The sequence below is a fragment of the Peptostreptococcus faecalis genome (assembly GCF_900240845.1).
GTDB lineage: Bacteria > Bacillota > Clostridia > Peptostreptococcales > Peptostreptococcaceae > Peptostreptococcus > Peptostreptococcus faecalis.
Genome location: NZ_OERU01000027.1, coordinates 1 through 1,220, shown reverse-complemented (window position 1 = coordinate 1,220; position 1,220 = coordinate 1). Strand labels below are relative to the sequence as shown.

Below are 1,220 nucleotides of genomic sequence, written 5' to 3'. Positions count from 1 at the left end.
TTTATAGTATCTATATTTATAAGATTATTCTATTATAGAAGCAACTACTCCAGAAGCAACTGTTCTTCCACCTTCTCTGATGGCGAATCTTAATCCTTCTTCAACTGCTATTGAGTTGATTAGGTCTACTTCTATTGTTACGTTATCTCCAGGCATTACCATTTCTATACCTTCTGGTAGCTTACAAGCTCCTGTAACGTCTGTTGTTCTGAAATAGAACTGTGGTCTGTATCCATCGAAGAATGGTGTATGTCTACCACCTTCTTCTTTCTTTAGTACGTATATTTCTGCTACGAACTTAGTATGAGCCTTTACTGAGCCTGGCTTTGCAAGAACCTGTCCTCTTTCGATTTCATCTCTCTGGATCCCTCTTAAAAGTGCTCCGATGTTATCTCCAGCTTCTGCCTGATCTAGTAACTTTCTGAACATTTCTACTCCTGTTACTACTACCTTTCTTGGTTCTTCTGATAGTCCTACTAATTCAACTTCGTCAGATACCTTTAGTACTCCTCTTTCAACTCTACCTGTAGCAACTGTTCCTCTACCTGTGATTGAGAATACGTCTTCTACTGGCATTATGAATGGCTTATCTACTGCTCTTTCTGGAGCTGGGATATATTCATCTATTGTTTCGAAGAAGTCTACTATTACATCTCCCCACTTTGATGATGGATCTTCTAATGCCATTAATGCAGATCCTCTTACTATTGGAGTATCATCTCCTGGGAAATCATATTCGTCTAGTAATTCTCTTACTTCCATTTCTACTAATTCTAATAGTTCTTCATCGTCTACCATGTCACACTTGTTTAAGAATACTACTATGTATGGTACACCAACCTGTCTAGACAATAGGATATGTTCTCTTGTCTGAGGCATTGGTCCATCTGTAGCTGCAACAACTAATATTGCTCCATCCATCTGTGCTGCTCCTGTGATCATGTTCTTTACATAATCGGCATGTCCTGGACAGTCTACGTGTGCGTAGTGTCTGTTTGGAGTTTCATATTCAACGTGAGAAGTAGATATTGTGATACCTCTTTCTCTTTCTTCTGGTGCCTTATCTATGTTGTCAAATGCAACAGCTTCACCTAACTGATACTTACTGTAAAGTGTCTTTGTTATTGCTGCTGTTAAAGTTGTCTTACCGTGGTCAACGTGACCGATTGTTCCAATGTTAATATGTGGCTTACTTCTTTCAAATTTAGACTTTGCCATTT

1 protein-coding gene is annotated in these 1,220 nt (G+C 38.7%); it reads right to left on the bottom strand.

What is annotated here, in order from left to right; translation table 11 throughout:
- Nucleotides 1-24: 24 nt before the first annotated feature.
- Nucleotides 25-1,218 carry an elongation factor Tu gene (gene tuf, locus C0982_RS10360; RefSeq protein ID WP_101774093.1) on the bottom strand — a complete coding sequence of 398 codons (1,194 nt, stop codon included), beginning with the start codon at nucleotides 1,216-1,218 and terminating at the stop codon, nucleotides 25-27.
- Between the last annotated feature and the right edge of the window lie 2 nt (nucleotides 1,219-1,220).

Coding starts and splice junctions, on each gene's coding strand:
- tuf (WP_101774093.1), bottom strand. CDS start 1,218: ATGGCAAAGTCTAAATTTGAAAGAAGTAAGCCACATATTAACATTGGA.